At 70.3% G+C, this 15636-nt stretch carries 17 protein-coding genes and 1 tRNA gene; 9 read left to right on the forward strand and 9 right to left on the reverse strand.

The window, feature by feature from the left end:
• Positions 1 to 5: 5 nt before the first annotated feature.
• Positions 6 to 347 (reverse strand): hypothetical protein, encoded by a 342-nt coding sequence (locus tag EFJ44_RS05700; RefSeq protein WP_125256245.1) that lies wholly within the window; start codon positions 345 to 347, stop codon positions 6 to 8.
• 59 nt (positions 348 to 406) lie between these two features.
• On the opposite strand from EFJ44_RS05700, the gene EFJ44_RS05705 reads away from it, so the two are divergent.
• Together EFJ44_RS05705 and EFJ44_RS05710 are read left to right on the forward strand one after the other, a co-directional pair.
• Complete coding sequence (locus EFJ44_RS05705; RefSeq protein ID WP_125256246.1) at positions 407 to 778, forward strand: hypothetical protein; 372 nt, start codon at positions 407 to 409, stop codon at positions 776 to 778.
• Complete coding sequence (locus EFJ44_RS05710; protein ID WP_125256247.1) at positions 775 to 1131, forward strand: hypothetical protein; 357 nt, start codon at positions 775 to 777, stop codon at positions 1129 to 1131. The genes EFJ44_RS05705 and EFJ44_RS05710 overlap by 4 nt, the downstream gene beginning before the upstream one ends.
• 13 nt (positions 1132 to 1144) lie before the next feature.
• On the opposite strand, the gene EFJ44_RS05715 is transcribed toward EFJ44_RS05710, so the two are convergent.
• Positions 1145 to 1221, reverse strand: a tRNA-Met gene (locus tag EFJ44_RS05715).
• A gap of 169 nt (positions 1222 to 1390) precedes the next feature.
• Between EFJ44_RS05715 and EFJ44_RS05720 the strand changes: the two genes are divergently transcribed.
• Positions 1391 to 2605, forward strand: coding sequence for a PQQ-dependent sugar dehydrogenase (locus EFJ44_RS05720; protein ID WP_125256248.1), 1215 nt, complete (start codon positions 1391 to 1393; stop codon positions 2603 to 2605).
• Between the two features lie 21 nt (positions 2606 to 2626).
• On the opposite strand, the gene EFJ44_RS05725 is transcribed toward EFJ44_RS05720, so the two are convergent.
• Positions 2627 to 3085, reverse strand: a complete 459-nt coding sequence (locus EFJ44_RS05725) for a hypothetical protein (protein ID WP_125256249.1) — start codon at positions 3083 to 3085, stop codon at positions 2627 to 2629.
• Between the two features lie 99 nt (positions 3086 to 3184).
• Here EFJ44_RS05725 and EFJ44_RS05730 point away from each other — a divergent pair, with 99 nt between their 5' ends.
• The 4 genes from EFJ44_RS05730 (at position 3185) to EFJ44_RS05745 (ending at position 8530) form a co-directional block, all read left to right on the forward strand.
• The gene (locus tag EFJ44_RS05730; RefSeq protein ID WP_125256250.1) at positions 3185 to 4390 is read left to right on the forward strand and encodes an acetyl-CoA C-acetyltransferase; all 1206 of its coding nucleotides are present in this window, start codon (positions 3185 to 3187) and stop codon (positions 4388 to 4390) included.
• Between the two features lie 17 nt (positions 4391 to 4407).
• Entirely contained in the window at positions 4408 to 6579 is a 2172-nt protein-coding gene (locus tag EFJ44_RS05735; protein ID WP_125256251.1) for a 3-hydroxyacyl-CoA dehydrogenase NAD-binding domain-containing protein, read from the forward strand.
• 61 nt (positions 6580 to 6640) lie between these two features.
• Positions 6641 to 7627, forward strand: coding sequence for a 4-hydroxybenzoate octaprenyltransferase (gene ubiA / locus EFJ44_RS05740; protein WP_125256252.1), 987 nt, complete (start codon positions 6641 to 6643; stop codon positions 7625 to 7627).
• Positions 7628 to 7717: 90 nt separating this feature from the next.
• Positions 7718 to 8530 carry a DUF3298 and DUF4163 domain-containing protein gene (locus EFJ44_RS05745; protein WP_125256253.1) on the forward strand — a complete coding sequence of 271 codons (813 nt, stop codon included), beginning with the start codon at positions 7718 to 7720 and terminating at the stop codon, positions 8528 to 8530.
• 63 nt (positions 8531 to 8593) lie between these two features.
• On the opposite strand, the gene EFJ44_RS05750 is transcribed toward EFJ44_RS05745, so the two are convergent.
• Entirely contained in the window at positions 8594 to 8794 is a 201-nt protein-coding gene (locus EFJ44_RS05750; RefSeq protein ID WP_125256254.1) for a hypothetical protein, read from the reverse strand.
• Between EFJ44_RS05750 and EFJ44_RS05755 the strand changes: the two genes are divergently transcribed.
• Entirely contained in the window at positions 8787 to 9137 is a 351-nt protein-coding gene (locus tag EFJ44_RS05755) for a hypothetical protein (RefSeq protein ID WP_125256255.1), read from the forward strand. The genes EFJ44_RS05750 and EFJ44_RS05755 overlap by 8 nt on opposite strands.
• A gap of 133 nt (positions 9138 to 9270) precedes the next feature.
• Here EFJ44_RS05755 and EFJ44_RS05760 read toward each other — a convergent pair whose 3' ends face one another.
• Both EFJ44_RS05760 and EFJ44_RS05765 read right to left on the reverse strand, forming a co-directional pair.
• The gene (locus tag EFJ44_RS05760) at positions 9271 to 10005 is read right to left on the reverse strand and encodes a transporter (RefSeq protein ID WP_164511864.1); all 735 of its coding nucleotides are present in this window, start codon (positions 10003 to 10005) and stop codon (positions 9271 to 9273) included.
• Positions 10006 to 10140: 135 nt separating this feature from the next.
• The gene (locus EFJ44_RS05765) at positions 10141 to 11166 is read right to left on the reverse strand and encodes a 2'-deoxycytidine 5'-triphosphate deaminase (protein WP_125256257.1); all 1026 of its coding nucleotides are present in this window, start codon (positions 11164 to 11166) and stop codon (positions 10141 to 10143) included.
• Between the two features lie 44 nt (positions 11167 to 11210).
• On the opposite strand from EFJ44_RS05765, the gene apaG reads away from it, so the two are divergent.
• On the forward strand, positions 11211 to 11618 hold the full coding sequence (gene apaG / locus EFJ44_RS05770; RefSeq protein WP_125256258.1) for a Co2+/Mg2+ efflux protein ApaG: 408 nt from the start codon (positions 11211 to 11213) through the stop codon (positions 11616 to 11618).
• 175 nt (positions 11619 to 11793) lie between these two features.
• Here apaG and gcrA read toward each other — a convergent pair whose 3' ends face one another.
• From gcrA to tilS, 3 genes are all read right to left on the reverse strand, one after another.
• Entirely contained in the window at positions 11794 to 12303 is a 510-nt protein-coding gene (gene gcrA / locus EFJ44_RS05775) for a cell cycle sigma 70 cofactor GcrA (RefSeq protein ID WP_277596070.1), read from the reverse strand.
• Positions 12304 to 12516: 213 nt separating this feature from the next.
• The gene (gene ftsH, locus EFJ44_RS05780) at positions 12517 to 14442 is read right to left on the reverse strand and encodes an ATP-dependent zinc metalloprotease FtsH (protein ID WP_125256260.1); all 1926 of its coding nucleotides are present in this window, start codon (positions 14440 to 14442) and stop codon (positions 12517 to 12519) included.
• A complete protein-coding gene (gene tilS, locus EFJ44_RS05785) occupies positions 14439 to 15629 on the reverse strand; it encodes a tRNA lysidine(34) synthetase TilS (RefSeq protein WP_241209691.1) in 1191 nt (396 codons plus the stop codon). The genes ftsH and tilS overlap by 4 nt, the downstream gene beginning before the upstream one ends.
• Positions 15630 to 15636: the final 7 nt, after the last annotated feature.

The following is a 15636-nucleotide window of genomic DNA, read 5'->3' on the forward strand; positions in this document are numbered from 1 at the left end:
AGTGATCAGTTGCCGCGGGCGTCTGCGGCCGTCTCGGCTTCCTGCTCGCGGGCTTCCTGGGCCAGGCGATCGGTGCCCTCGTCGATCTCCTGCGCGACTTCTTTTGCGCCGGCCTTGACCGCCGTCCCCAATTGGGCGGCTTCCTCGGCCAGGGCCGAGCCCGCGTCCTCGGCGGCCTCGCCGGTGTTTGCCGCGGCGGCCTCGGCGTCCGCTTCGGCGCTCTCCTGCGTCGACTCCGAACAGGCGGCGGCCCCCAGGGCCAGAACGGCGACGGCGGCGAGCGAAAGGCTGTGGATGCGCATGGCGGTCTCCTCGATGTGAACCTTGGCCGTGAACGCGGCGGGCACGGAGAGGTTGCGCTCCGGCCCCCGTGTGTCATGGTGCGGAAACCGGAAGGAGAATCTTGATGCGCATGCTGGCTTTCGCCCTCGCGGGCGCCTCCACCCTCCTGATCGCCGGAGCCGCGTCGGCCCAGTCCACGGGCGGCGGAGGCAGCACGATGAGCGTGCGGCAGCAGAACGGCCAGATGGTCGGCCGCATGACCCAAAGCCAGCATTACAACCGCTTCACGGCCGAAGAGCAGCGTCGGGCGGGGGAATCGGCGCCCTCGACCGAAGAACTGGCGGCCGAGTACGGCGCGGAGCGGGTCGATCTGGCGCTGCGGGTTTCCGAACTCATCGAACAGGGCCGGTGCCGCGAGGCCCGCGACGTGGCGCGGGCGGCGGGCGAGCGCGCCATGGTCATCCGCATCCGGCAGACCTGCCGGGGCGCCGGGTGACGGTCGGACTGCCGGCGGGCTTGCTCGCCGGGATTGGAGCCTGGGCGCTGGCCGGCGCGGTCGCCGCACAGTCGCCGTTCCAGCTGTCGTCGGACCAGTACCGGGACCGCTTCGAGCGTGAGCGCCTGTCCAGGCGTGGTCCGTCGTGGCTGGAGCTGATCGAACACCACGGTCTGGAACGGGTGGATCGTGCCGTCCGCGTCGATCACCTGATTCATCAGGGTCTTTGCCGCGAGGCGCGCGAACTGGCCAACGCCGAGGGGGACCGGAACATGGCTCTGCGCGTGCGACAGGTCTGCCCGGGAGACACCGGCATCGTGACCCCGCTGGGGCGCCGGCTGAGGGGCGACTGAACGGCCCCGTCCTTGGTGGCTGGGGGCGGGCTCGAACCGCCGACCTGTGGGTTATGAATCCACCGCTCTAACCAGCTGAGCTACCCAGCCCCAAGAAGGGAGCCCGCGCCCGACCGGTCGAGGGCCGCGCGAGGGATCGTGGCCTATAACGACCGAAGGCCTCCGGTTCAAGCGGCCTTCCGCGACGTTTCGAAGCCTTGCGGATCGCCGGCGGGCGTCCGAGGTTGGGGGCCGCATCCCGTCGCCCGGAGCTCGTCCCATGATCCGCCTCGCCGCCCTCTCCACCGCCGCCCTTCTCGCCGCCTGCGGACAGGGCGCGGCCCAGGATCCCGCCCCGGGCGCCCCCGTGGAGACGCGCGCCCCCAACGCGCCGAACCAGACCCCCGCCTTCGAGGGCCAGACCCGGGCGCCCGGGGTGCGCACCGAGGCGGCTCTGACGCACGCGGTGGTGGCCGAAGGCCTTGTCGAGCCGTGGGGCCTCGCCTTGCTGCCGGACGGAAACTGGCTGGTGACCGAGCGGCCGGGTCGCCTCCGCATCGTCACGGCGCAGGGACAGGTGGGGGAGCCGATCGCCGGCCTGCCCGCGGTCGACGCGCGCGGACAGGGAGGCCTGCTGGACGTGGTGCTGTCCCCGACGTTCGGGCAGGACCGCATGATCTACTGGAGCTATGCCGAGCCTCGCCAGGGCGGCAACGCCACCTCGGTGGCGCGCGGGCGGCTGTCTGACGACGGGACGCGGGTGGACCAGGTGCGGGTCATCTTCCGCGCGAGCCCGACCTTCGACGGGACCATGCACTATGGCTCGTCCCTGGCGTTCGGCCGGGACGGCACGCTGTTCATCACCACCGGCGACCGGTCGGTGCCGCAGATGCGGCCGCAGGCCCAGGACCTGGGCAGCCACATGGGCAAGACCATCCGCATCAACGCCGACGGCAGCGTGCCGGCGGACAATCCCTTCGTCGGCCGCGAGGGCGCCCTGCCCGAGATCTGGACCCTGGGCCACCGCAATGTGCAGGGCGTCGCCGTGGCCCCGGACGGCCAGGTGTGGAGCGTCGAGCACGGCACGCGCGGCGGGGACGAACTGAACCTTGAGCGAGCCGGGCTGAACTTCGGCTGGCCCGACGTGGCGTACGGCATCGAGTATCGCGGCGGCGCCATCAACGACGGCATCACCCAGAAGGAAGGCACGGAGCAACCGGTCTATTACTGGGACCCGGTGATCGCGCCGGGCGGCATGACCTTCTACGACGGCGCCATGTTCCCCGGCTGGCGGGGCGACGCCCTGATCGCCGGCCTCGGCTCGAAGCACCTTGCGCGGCTGGTCATCCGCGACGGTCGCGTGGTCGGCGAGGAGCGGCTGCTGACCGAGCTGGGCGAGCGCGTCCGCGACGTCGCCGTGGGCCCGGACGGCGCCGTCTGGGTCGTCACCGACGAGGAAAACGGCAAACTGGTGCGGCTGTCGACGGGCGGGTGAGGCGAGCGACGTCGGACGAGATCAGGGGGCGCTAGCCGCGCAGCTCTCGCCGTTGAGCGGCCAGACGGCGAGGCGGGCCCGGGCTCCAGCCGGTGAACCGTACGCATTCTGCACCCAGGCGATGCGGGTGCGGCCGGACCGCGGCGGCAGTTCATAAATGCCGTTGTGGCTGTAGCCGCCGTCGCCGACACGCTCGACGAACCGGGCCCTCGCGCACATGATCCAGTCGCTCCCGTTCGTCGCGACCCAGCGGTACATGGTCTCGTCCGGCAGGCCAGGCAGGAAGTCGAAGGTCACGTGCTCGATGACCACGCGCATGCCGTTGCTGGAATAGACCTCGGTCGTGGACTGAATGTTGCCGTCGTTGACGTAGTCGGTGCTCGCGCAGCCCGCGACGAGCAAGAAAGACGCGGCGATCGCAAGGCGACCCATGTGAGAATCCTTTCCCTGACTGGCGCCCTGGCGTTCGTCGGCGTTCACCGTCGTGTCAAACCGTCCGGCGGAAATGCTTGACGTTGACGTAAACGTAGGCTTTCTGGCCCGCGCCCCCCATCAGCGACCTGCGCTCAGGAGAGACCCATGACCGACGCGTACATCTACGACGCGGTGCGCACGCCGCGCGGCAAGGGCAAGAAGGACGGCAGCCTGCACGAGATCACCGCCCTGTCGCTGGCGACCCAGGTGCTGGAGGCGCTGCGCGACCGCAACGGGCTCGACACGTCGAGGGTCGACGACGTCATCCTGGGCTGCGTCTCGCCGGTGGGCGAGCAGGGCGCCGACATCGCCCGCACCGCCGTGCTCAACGCGGGCTGGGCCCAGACCACCGCCGGCGTCCAGATCAACCGCTTCTGCGCTTCGGGCCTTGAGGCCGTGAACATGGCCGCGGCCAAGGTGAAGTCCGGCGAGGCCGATTTTGCCGTCGGCGGCGGCGTCGAGGCCATGAGCCGGGTGCCGATGGGTTCGGACGGCGGCGCCTGGCCGGTCGATCCGTCCTCGGCCTTTCCGACGTATTTCGTGCCCCAGGGCGTCTCGGCCGACATGATCGCGTCCAAGTGGGGCTTCAGCCGCGACGACGTCGACGCCTATTCGGTGGAGAGCCACAAGCGCTCGGCCAGGAGCTGGGCCGAGGGCCGCTTCTCCAAGTCCGTCGTGCCGGTCAAGGACCAGCTGGGCCTGACCATCCTGGACCACGACGAAACCATCCGTCCGAACACGGACATGCAGACGCTGGGCGCGCTGAACCCGTCCTTCGCCATGATGGGCGAGATGGCCTTCGACGCCGTGATCAACCAGCGCTACCCCGAGGTCGAGCGCGTCAATCACGTCCACACGCCGGGCAACAGCTCGGGCATCGTCGACGGGTCGGCGGGCGTGCTGATCGGCTCGCTGGAAGCCGGCAAGGCGCTCGGCCTGAAGCCGCGTGCGAAGATCCGGGGCGCCGCCTCGATCGGCTCGGAGCCCTCGATCATGCTGACGGGCCCGGAGTTCGTGGCCAACAAGCTGCTCGGCAAACTGGGCATGTCCACCTCGGACATCGACTTGTGGGAGCTGAACGAGGCCTTCGCCGCCGTGGTGCTGCGCTTCATGCAGGCGCTCGACATCCCGCACGACCAGATCAACGTCTGCGGCGGCGCCATCGCCATGGGCCACCCGCTGGGCGCCACCGGGGCCATGATCACCGGCGTGGTGCTGGACGAGCTGGAGCGCTCCGACAAGGAAACCGCCCTGATCACCCTGTGCATCGGCGGCGGCATGGGCACCGCCACCGTCATCGAACGCGTCTGATCCGGGAGCTGAGCGACATGGAAAACTTCAAGATCGACGTCGACGCCGACGGCATCGCCATGATCACCTTCGACGTCCCCGGACGGTCGATGAACACCCTGACCTCGGGCGTGATGAGGGAGATCCCGGAGTGGGTCGAGCGCATCAAGTCCGACGAGGGCATCAAGGGCGCGGTCCTGACCTCGGGCAAGACGTCCGGCTTCTGCGCCGGCGCCGATCTCGGCGACATGGCCGGCGGCATGCTGGCCGGCGGCTCGCTCCAGGACGCCTTCGACGCGGGCTGGCGGCTGAACGGCGCCCTGCGCGCGCTGGAAACCTGCGGCAAGCCGGTGGCGGCGGCCATCAACGGCCTCGCGCTGGGCGGCGGTCTGGAGCTGACGCTGGCCTGTCATTACCGCGTGGTCGGCGACAGCCCCAAGATCCAGCTGGGCCTGCCCGAGATCAAGGTGGGCCTGTTCCCGGGCGGCGGCGGCACCCAGCGCCTGACGCGCCTGATCGGCGTGCAGGCCGCCATGATGGCCATGACCGAGGGCAAGTCCTTCCGGCCCAACGACGCCAGGGGCGCGGGCATCGTGCATGAGGTCGTGCCGGTCGGCGACGAGGTCGAGGCCGCGAAAGCCTGGATCAAGGGCGGCGGCAAGGCCGTCCAGCCGTGGGACGACAAGTCCTTCAAGCTGCCCGGCGGCGGCCCCTACCATCCCGCGGGCATCCAGAATTTCCTCGTCGGCAATGCGATGATCCGCAAGCAGACCTACGGCAACTACCCCGCCGCCACCAACCTGATGAAGGCCGTCTATGAGGGCGTGCAGCTGCCGATGGACGCCGCCCTGCGGGTCGAGACGCGCTATTTCATCAAGACCCTGATGACGCCGCAGGCGCAGGGCATGATCCGCTCGCTGTTCCTGTCGAAGCAGGAGCTGGACAAGGGCGCCGTGCGCCCCGCCGGCGTGCCGAAGTCCGATCCGAAGAAGGTCACCGTTCTGGGCGCCGGCATGATGGGCGCGGGCATCGCCTATGTGCAGGCGCTGGCCGGCATCGAGACGATCCTGATCGACCGCGATCAGGAAAGCGCCGACAAGGGCAAGGCCCACGTCGAGGAGCTGCTGAAGAAGCGTCTGTCGCGCGGCCAGATCGACCAGGCGAAGTTCGACGCCCTTCTGGGCTCGGTCACGGCCACGACCGACTACGACCTGATCAAGGGTTCCGATCTGGTCATCGAGGCGGTGTTCGAGAACCGCGAGATCAAGGCCGACGTGACGAAGCGCGCCGAGGCCCAGCTCGCGCCCGGCGCCGTCTTCGGCTCCAACACCTCGACCCTGCCGATCACGGGGCTGGCCAAGGCCAGCGTGCGGCCCGAGGACTTCATCGGCATCCACTTCTTCTCGCCCGTCGACAAGATGATGCTGGTCGAGATCATCCTGGGCGAGAAGACCGGTCAGGCGGCGATCGCGAAGTCGCTCGACTACGTCATGAAGATCAAGAAGACGCCGATCGTGGTTCAGGACGGCCGCGGCTTCTACACCTCGCGCTGCTTCGGCACCTATGTCGCCGAGGGCCTGGCCATGCTGGAGGAGGGCTACGCCCCGGCGCTGATCGACAACATCGGCCGCATGACCGGCATGCCGCGCGGCCCGCTGGAGATGCACGACGACGTCGCGCTGGACCTCAGCGTGAAGATCGCCAAGCAGACCAAGGAAGACCTGGGCGACGCCTACGTCCCGCTTCCCGGCTGGAAGATCGTCCAGACCATGGTCGAGGATCTGGGCCGCTACGGTCGCAAGAACGGCATGGGCTTCTACGACTATGCGTCGAAGCCGAAGACCCTGTGGAAGGGGCTGTCCGACCTCGCGCCGGTGACGATCGCCGATTCGACCCCCGAAATGGTCGAGGACCAGAAGCGTCGCCTGCTGTTCCGTCAGGCGGTCGAGGTGGCTCGCTGCTGGGAAGAGGGCGTCATCGACGACCCGCGCGAAGCCGACGTCGGCGCCATCCTGGCCTGGGGCTTCGCGCCGTGGACGGGCGGTCCGATCACCTACATCGAGCAGTACGGGCTCAAGGCCTTCGTCGAACAGGCCGACGCCTATGCGGCGAAGTACGGCGACCGCTTCGCCCCGCCGCAGCTGCTGCGCGACATGGCGGCGAAGGGCGAGACCTTCTACGGGAAGTTCGTGGGCAAGCAGGCGGCATAGAGACGGCCCGGAGCGCGAGGGGGCGCTTTGGCGCGCGTCCTTCCCGCGCTATCCCGTCCCCATGATCGCGCCCCTGCCCGACGCCGCCCCGACCAACTGGGTCGACCGCCATGCGCCGGAGGGGCTGAAGGACTGGCTGAAACTGGGGCGGTTCGACCGGCCGATCGGAATCTGGCTGCTGCTGCTGCCCGGCTGGCAGGGGATCACCCTCGCGCTGGCCGCCTACCGCAAGACGCCCGACGCCTACGACGTCTGGCTGTACGTCGGCTTCCTGATCGGGGCCTGCCTGATGCGCGCGGCCGGCTGCGCCTTCAACGACGTGGTGGACCGCAGGATCGACGCGCAGGTGGCGCGCACGGCGTCTCGCCCGGTCGCTTCGGGCCGCATCTCGGTGAAGGGGGCGTGGGCCTATATCGTCATATGCAGCCTGATCTCGCTGGGGGTCCTGCTGACTCTGGGGCCAGTCGCCATCGCGCTGGGCGTCGCCTCGCTGGCGCTGGTCGCCGCTTACCCCTTCATGAAGCGCATCACCTGGTGGCCTCAGGCCTGGCTGGGGATGACCTTCAACTGGGGCGCCCTGATGGGTTTTGCGGGGGCCAGCGGCCTCATCGCGGCCTGGCCGATCCCGCTGGCGGCCACGATAGGCGGCGCGCCCATCCATCCCATTCTCACCCTTATGGCCCCCGCCGTCCTGCTCTGGCTCTCGGGCGTCTTCTGGACGCTTGGCTACGACACCATCTACGCGCTGCAGGACGTCGAGGACGACGCCATGATCGGCGTGAAGTCGTCGGCGCGGCGGCTCGGCGCCAACGTGCGCATGGGCGTCGGCGTCTTCTATGCGGTCGGCGTCGCCTTCGCGGCGCTTGCCGGGGCGAGCGCCGGCCTCGGCCCCTGGTTCTGGCCCGGCCTCGCCCTGTTCTCCCTGCAGCTCGCGTTCCAGACCGCGCGCGTCCGGCGCGAGGACGGCGCCCTGGCCCTGCGCCTCTTCAAGTCCAACCGCGACGCGGGTCTGATCCTTCTTTTCGCCATCGGCCTGGGCGCACTCTGAAGTCGCCTGATCCACGCGCCGGCCTGAACCGCGACGCGGTTCCGTCCGCCACGATCAGGCTCTAGGGTGAAGCTCTCGAAGGAGACCGCCATGACCGCCCGCGCCCGCTTCCTGCTGCTCGCCTCCGCCGCCGTGATGACGCTCTCGGCCTGCAATCGCGACAGGGAGCCGGCCGCCGACGGCGCGGCGCCCGCCGCTCCCGGCGCCGCGGTCACGCCGGCGGAGGCCGCTGCGCCGCTGATCTTCTCGGAAAAGACCGCCTTCGCCAGCGTCAGCCTCAAACTGCCCGAGGCGATCAAGGCCCAGCCCGATCTCCACGCCAAGGTCTATGCCCAGGAGGTCGCCCACCTGCGCGAGTTCGCCGAGGGGGCGCAGGCCGACAACACCGAGGCGGGCGCGCCCAACGTCGCCTATGAGCAGTCGGTCGAGCTGGCAGCGGTCCACGAGACCGGCAAGCTGATGAGCCTGAAGCGCACCGCCTTCGAATTCACCGGCGGGGCCCACCCGAACACCGTCACGACGGGCGTGCTGTGGGACAAGGCGCTGAAGCGCCAGATCGGCTGGGCCGACGTCTTCACCAAAGGCGCGGACTTCTCAGCCCTGGACCGCGCGCTGTGCGCGGCCATCAACACGGCCAGGCGCACGCGCATGCCGGATGCGGAGCCGGTGGCGCTGGGCGGGAAGATGTGGGCCTGCCCCCGCGCGGCCGAGACGCCGTTCGTGCTCGCGCCGTCGACCACCGGCGGCAAGGCGGGCGGCCTGATCTTCCTGATCGGGCCCTATCAGGTCGGCCCCTACGCCGAGGGGCCGTACGAGGTCGCCGTGCCGCTGTCCGCGTTTCAGTCGCTTCTGGCCCCCGCCTATGCCGACGAGTTCGCGGGCGGCCCGGCGAAGGCGCCCTGATCCAAACGGAAACCCGGCCCGATCGTGGATCGGGCCGGGTCGCGTGTGCCGACTGAGCCGGGATCAGTTCGGGTCGACCTGATCCTGCTGGGGCGGACGATCCGCCGACTGGCTGCGGCCGCGGGCCGCCTCGTTGTCGGGTCGATTCCCCGCGTCGCCGGAGCTGCCGCCGGTCGTGCCGCCGCCTGCCGCCGGGCTCGACCCGCCGCCCACGGGGCGTCCGCCGTCGCGGGCGCTCTGGGCGTTCAGCTCGGCGGTGGTCATCCCGGAAGCCGAGGCCGCGCCCCGACGGACGGTCGCCGCTGCGCCGCCCGCGGCGTTGCCGGTCGAGCTGACCCTGCCGGCGGTGGCCGATGCCTGGCCTGAGGCCGACCCGTCCGCCGAGACTTCGCGGTCGCGGCCGGCCGACACGGACCCGTTCGCCGAAACGCCGCCGTTGGCGGACACGCCCGGACGGGGCGGCGTGGGCGCACTGACGCCGGGAGTCGTCACCGACGGGACGCTGACGGCGGGGGTCGTCACCGAAGGCACGTTCACAGGCGGCGTGGTCACGCGCGGCACGGTCACCGGAGGGGTCGTGACCGGACGGACGCCGGGCAGGACCTGAGCGGACGCGGCTCCGGCGAGAAGCAGGCCGGCCACGGCAGTGGAGAGTAGAAGCGCTGGTTTCATCACAGTAAATCCTTGTCGTTACCCCGACCGAAAACTCGGATGCACACGGCGGGTTCCTAAGGCAAAGCTCAGAATGCGCGTCCCAGGACGAAGCCCACGCCATAATCGGGGGTGGTCTCGGTGAGGCCGGCGGTGGCGTAGCCCGTGACGAACCATCCGCTCGCCGCGTCGAGCCGGAAGTAAGGATTGACGACGACCTGCTCTTCGAAGCCGGCGAGATATTCGTTGCGGTAGTTCACCTGCACGCCGAAGTTCCGGCGGGGCGTGGCCGCGTAGTTCACGCCCAGCATGGCCGTGGGACCATCTTCCAACTCGAAGGCGGCGGGATCGCCCAGCCACTGGTAGCCGACGCTGCCCATCAGGGTGAGCTTGTCTCCCACGGGCTGCCGCACTCCCAGCTGCACCTGGTAGTCCGCCTTGCCGGTGCCCAGATCATCGTCCGCGGTAGGCAGCTTGACCGTGGCGCCGACCTCCCACTGGGTTCGACCGGCCTGCGGTTCGACCAACTGGTAGGTGCCCGAGAGCGTGACGTCCCCGAGTCCGCTTCGCTTCACCACCGGTCCGGCGCCGGGGATGACGACGCCCCCCACCACGGCTCCGGCAGGCCCCTCGATGGTGAGGTAGGGGACGTTGGCGTCGAACCTCCAGCGGGTCGTGCTGGCCCGGAGACCGACGGGCACGTAGATGACCTCGGTGTCCTCGGCCGCGCCGTAGGAGCCACGCGAATAGTCAAGGCCGATCGACGGCTCCCAGCGCACCTGCGCTTGAGCCTCGGGCGCCGTGATCAGAAGGCAAACGCCCACCAGCCCGAGAGCCGCGATGGGTTGAGAGACACGGTTCAAGGGGTTCCTCCCGGCAATGTTGAACGTGGCCGTAATGCCGGGAGCGGCTTTCGGTTGCCCGAACGCCCTACGGCCGTGAGAGGCCGGCCACGTGGCTCATTCCCACACCCTGAAGTGCTTGCTCAGCTTCAGCCCCTGCCGCTGGTAGTGGCTGCCGCCCTGGCCATAGAGGCGTGACGGTTTCTCCGTGAGCGGCTCATAGACCAGCCGCGCGACGGTCTGGCCGTGCTCCAGCAAGAAGGGCGTGTCGTGGGTGCGCACTTCCAGCACGCCCTTGGACCCCTTGCCCGCCGCCTCGTCGGTGCCGAAGCCGGGGTCGAAGAAGCCGGCGTAATGGACGCGGAATTCGCCCACCGACGGATCGATCGGCGTCATCTCGGCGGCCTGCAGCACCGGAATCTCGACCGCCTCGTTGGAGGCCAGGATGTAGAACTCGCCCGGATCCAGCAGCAGCTCGCCCCGGCGGGCGTGAAGCGGCTCCCAGAAGTCGCGCGGGTCGTGCCCGTCGATGCGGTCCAGGTCGACCACGCCGGCGTGGCGCCGGCCGCGGAAGCCGACGATCTCTCCGGCGGCTCCAGCCAGATCCACCCCGACCGAGCGGGTCTCCAGCTTCGGCGGCTCGCCGGCCTTCAGCCGCAACTGGTTCAGACGGGTGCCGGGCCGCACCAGGATGGAGAAGGTCTGCGGCGCGATCTCCAGATACAGGGGTCCGTCATAGCCCTCGGCCACGTCGTCGAAGGCGTCGCCGCGATCGGTCAGCAGGCGCACGAAGACGTCGACCCGGCCGGTCGAGCTCTTGGGGTTGGCGCGGGCGATCAGACCCTTGGGCAGGGTCAGCCGCTCCTGCAGCTTGGCGATGTAGACGCAGCCCTTTTCCAGGACCACGCCGGGCGTCAGATCGATGGCGTGCATGGCCACGTCGGCGATGCGCTCCTCGACCCGCCGCGCGCCCGGCAGGAAGCTGGCGCGCACGCGCCACGCCCGGGCGCCCAGCCGCAGGTCGAGGCTGGCGGGCTGCACCTGGTCGGCGTCCCACGGCGTGTCGGTGGTCACCGCGCCCGCGGCGATCAGGGCCTCGATGCCCTGGCAGGGCAGGATGCCCGGAATGTCGGTCAAGCTCATGTGACCGGGTTTGCACGGTTTGCGCGCGCGCGTCACCATGGGGGATGCACGACGGCCCCGCCTATTCCGCCGAAACCCACGACGTCGTCGTGCGCGTCCGGCCCAGCTATCTGGCGGGCCAGTCCGACCCCGAGGCGGGGCGCTGGGTCTGGGCCTATCAGATCGAGATCGTGAACCTCCGCCTGCACCCCGTTCAGCTGCTGGCGCGGCACTGGACCATCACCGACGCCATGGGGCGGGTCGAGGAGGTCAGGGGGCCGGGCGTGGTCGGTGAACAGCCGGTCATCCCGCCGGGCGGCTCGCACAGCTATGCCTCGGGCTGCCCCCTGTCGACGCCGTCGGGCGCCATGGTCGGGACCTACACGATGGCGGACGAAAAGGGCGGACGGTTCGAGGTGGCCATCCCCGCCTTCAGCCTCGACGTTCCCGATGCGGGCCGCACGCTGAACTGAGCGGGAAGGCGAGACCGGGGCTGCGTCAACCCGGAGAACCGCAGCCCCGTCCCGATCCGGCGTCGCATTGCGGGGCGACGCCGGGTGGACGGCGGGCCTGTTAGAGGCCGTTCATGACGCCGGTGTGGCGCTGCCCTCAAGCAGCGAGCCGCCGCGCGGCGAGTGGCAGGGCTGACTAGATGTAGCGCCGCAGCGACCGCGCCAGCTCGCCGGCGCCGTTCTTTTTCAGCGCCGGCTGGTAGGCGACGCGCGCGTGCTCGACGCAGTAGACGCCTTCCGAGGCACGACGGCCGCAGAAGCTGAACTCCGCCGACGACGGGTCGCCGATCGGCCACTTGCACATGTGGGCGCCCAGGGTCATCACCGTCGCCGTCCCCGGCAGATCCGGGATCGGCTCGGGGCGCGGAGCGACCGGCGCGGCCGGACGCGGCTGGGCCGCCTCGATCCGGCGCGGGGCGCTGGGCTGGGCCGGCGCCGTGGCGGCCGGACGCGGGCGTGTCGGGCGGAAGGTGGTGCGCGCGGGCTGCGAAGGGGCGGCCCGGCCCGACAGGCCCAGGCGGTGGACCTTGCCGATGACGGCGTTGCGGGTCACGCCGCCGCCCAGCTGTTTGGCGATCTGGCTCGCCGACTGGCCTTCCAGCCAGAGTTTCTTCAGCGCGCCGACGCGGTCTTCGGTCCAGCCCAGGCTCATGTCGCCCTCCACGATTCAACATCTGGTGCCGGAACGACGTTCGCGGACCGGCGACCTACCACCAATCGTAAACCAGCCCTTAAGACACGCAATATGTGGATTTCCGCCGTCCACAGGAGACTAGATTTAGAGGGCGTCTCCCCGGCATGAAAAAACGCCGCCCCGGTTTCCCGGAGCGGCGTTCAAGCGTTCGGCGTCGACCGTCGATCAGTGGACCGTGGGGCTCTCCACCGTCGTCCCGTCCGACACCGGCGTCACGGGCACGGAGACCGAGGGTCCGGAGTTGGGGAAGGCGGTCTCGTCGCGGTTCGGCGCCATGCCCTTCTCCAGCAGATCCTTGATCTCCTCGCCGGACAGGGTCTCGTACTCCAGCAGGGCCAGGGCCAGCTTCTCGTGGTCGGCCTTCTTGCGCTTCAGGATCTTGCGGGCCTCGTCCCAGCCGGCCGACACCAGCCGCTTCACCTCGCTGTCGATGATGCGGGCGGTCTCCTCCGAGACGTTCTGGCTGCGCGCGACGGAGTGGCCCAGGAAGACCTCCTCCTGGTTCTCGCCGTAGGCCACCGTGCCCAGCACGTCCGAGAAGCCCCAGCGGGTCACCATCGCCCGCGCCAGCTTCGTCGCCTGCTCGATGTCGGACGAGGCGCCGGACGTGATGTTGTCCTTGCCGAAGATCAGCTCCTCGGCCACGCGCCCGCCGGCCATGATGGCGATGCGGTCGATCATCTGCTGGTACTTCATGGAATAGCGGTCGCCTTCAGGCAGCTGCATCACCATGCCCAGGGCCCGGCCGCGCGGCACGATGGTGGCCTTGTGCACCGGATCGGCCATCTTGACGTTCATGGCGACGATCGCGTGGCCGGCCTCGTGATAGGCGGTCAGGCGCTTCTCTTCCTCGTTCATGGCCATGGACTTGCGCTCGGCGCCCATCATGACCTTGTCCTTGGCGTCCTCGAAGTCGCGGTGCGTGACCATCTTGCGGTCCTTGCGCGCCGCCATCAGGGCCGCCTCGTTGACCAGATTGGCCAGGTCTGCGCCCGAGAAGCCGGGCGTGCCGCGCGCGATGGTCTTCACGTTCACGTCGGCGGCCAGCGGCACGTCCTTCATGTGCACGCGCAGGATCTTCTCGCGACCCGAGACGTCGGGATTGGGCACCACGACCTGCCGGTCGAAGCGGCCGGGGCGCAGCAGCGCCGGGTCCAGCACGTCCGGACGGTTGGTCGCGGCGATCAGGATGATGCCCTCGTTGGCCTCGAAGCCGTCCATCTCGACCAGCAACTGGTTCAGGGTCTGCTCGCGCTCGTCGTTGCCGCCGCCCAGACCGGCGCCCCGGTGACGGCCGACCGCGTCGATCTCGTCGATGAAGATGATGCAGGGCGCGTTCTTCTTGGCCTGTTCGAACATGTCCCGCACGCGGCTGGCGCCGACGCCGACGAACATCTCCACGAAGTCCGAGCCCGAGATGGAGAAGAAGGGCACGCCCGCCTCGCCGGCCACGGCCCGCGCCAGAAGCGTCTTGCCGGTGCCGGGAGGGCCGACCAGCAGGGCGCCCTTGGGGATCTTGCCGCCCAGACGCTGGAACTTGCCCGGATCCTTCAGGAAATCGACCACCTCCTGCAGCTCCTCCTTGGCCTCGTCCACGCCGGCGACGTCCTCGAACATCTTGCGGCCCTTGTGCTCGGTCAGCAGCCGCGCCTTGGACTTGCCGAAGCCCATGGCCCCGCGGGCGCCGCCCTGCATCTGGCGCGTGATCAGGAAGAACAGGCCGACCAGAACGAAGATCGGCAGCAGGCCCAGCAGCAGCTGCTGCCACAGCGGGGTCCGCATGGTCTTCACGTCCACCTCGGCGCCCCGCGCCTCGATCTCGTTGACCAGATCGATGTTCGGCACCGGCGTGGTCGCCTTGAACCTCGTGCCGTCCTTCAGCTCTCCCGTCAGCGTGTCGCCCTGCACCTGGACGGACTTGATGCGGCTGTCGTTGGCGGCGGCCAGCAGCTGGGAATAGGTCAGCGTCTCGGCCCGGGCGTTCGCGCCCTTGGCGCCCTGGGCGCCCGCGCCGCCCTGGCTGAACATGGCGTACCCGGCCAGCAGGGCCATGCCGATCATGGCGGCCACGGCGATGTTGCGCAGATTCATTCGGTCCTCTCGGTCAGGCGGTCGCCGGCAGCGGCCGCCGCGTCGGTCTCAAAATAGGCGGTCGGACGGTCGGGCGCCATCCGGGGGCGGATCAGGTCGGCCTCCTGCGACGTCGCGTCCAGCGCCGCCGCCAGGCGCGCCTCGACCAGCGACCGCACCGTCGCCGCCGTCCTTGCAAGAACCGGGCGCGGGTCGCCGTCCCGGATCAGGACCGGCTCGGCGCCGCGCGCGGCGGGGGGCAGGGCGGCCAGCGCGGCGCGGTCCGACGGCGACAGCCGGTTCAGCCGTCCCTGGGCGGGCACCACGGTCAGCTCCGGCTCTTCGACGCTGATTTCGTATCGCCCGTCCCAGACGATGGGGAGACCGGGCCTCAGCCGCACCGGGGCCAGACCCTCGCGCCGCTGCTCCCCCGGCTCACGATGGACGACCACCGCGCCGTCGCGCATCGACAGACGCGCGCCGCACAGGACGGCGTCGAAATCCCTGCCCTCGGACAGGCGGCTCCGGAGCGAGGCCAGCCGATCTCCGCGGGGCGTTCGCGCGCTCCCGCCCGCGCAGGTCAGCAGCGCGGCCAGACGCCGTCCGCGGGAGGCGGCGTCCGCGGCTCGGTCTGCCGTCGGGACGGGTCTGCGCTTCCGCGCGCGGCTTCGTGCGAACCGCAGGTCCAGGTTCGCGGGATCCTCGATCCAGTCGAGCCGGCGCGCGCGCAGCAGATCGCGCAGCGCCTCTCGCCGTTCGCCCAGAAGCGGCCGCAGCAGCATCAGACCCCGGCCCTCGGGCCACGCCGGACTGGGGCCCCACTCGCGCAGCCGGCCGATGGAGGTGCCTTCGGACCGGATCAGGTCGCTCTCGGCGACGTCGTCCAGCGTGTGCCCCAGCAGGACCACGCGCGCCCCCGCCTCGCGCGCCGCGTCGGCCAGCAGGGCGTGGCGCGCGTTCCGTGCCGCGGCCGGGAGGCCGGTCGCGGGCTTGTCGCCGATCCAGCGCAGCTCCCGCCAGTCCGCGCCCAGGGACCGCGCCTGCGTCTCGCACCGGCGGGACCATTCCCCGCTGTCGGGGCTCAGTCCGTGATCGACGGTCAGGGCCAGCACCCGCCGACCGTTGACGCCTGCCCAGTCGACGAACAGGGCCAGCAGGGCGACGGAGTCGCCGCCGCCGGACAGGGCCAGGGCGACTGGAGCGTCCACGTTCCGG

The organism is Brevundimonas fluminis (genome assembly GCF_003934285.1).
GTDB classification, from domain to species: Bacteria; Pseudomonadota; Alphaproteobacteria; order Caulobacterales; family Caulobacteraceae; genus Brevundimonas; species Brevundimonas fluminis.